This window comes from Pseudomonas sp. AC463, assembly GCF_979253585.1.
The window spans coordinates 1-279 of the sequence record NZ_CEEDDZ010000509.1 but is presented as its reverse complement, the minus strand read 5'-3'; the positions used below and the strand labels follow the sequence as shown (position 1 = coordinate 279).

Here is a 279-nt window from a genome sequence, read left to right as displayed (position 1 = left end):
CACCTGACCAGTGGCGCGCAGCAGGTTGCGGCCGGTGCCGTCCGCCAGTTCGACGGTCGTCCGCTCCATCCGCGCCGACGCCATCTGGCTGGCGAGCGCGCGCTTCCAGATCAGGTCGTACAGCCGCGCATGATCGCCGCCGCCGACCTTGTCCTTGCCGAAATCGGTCGGCCGGATCGCCTCGTGCGCTTCCTGCGCGTTCTTCGCCTTGGTCTGGTACTGGCGCGGCTTGTCGGGAACGTAGCTGGCGTCATAGCGGTTCGCGACAGCCAGCCGCGC

General features: G+C 69.2%; 1 protein-coding gene. It reads right to left on the bottom strand.

The genetic code is table 11. The features are described 5' to 3' along the window. The coding region (locus AC0IYH_RS31180; protein ID WP_471838072.1) for a DNA topoisomerase at positions 1-279 on the bottom strand (279 nt) is incomplete at both ends.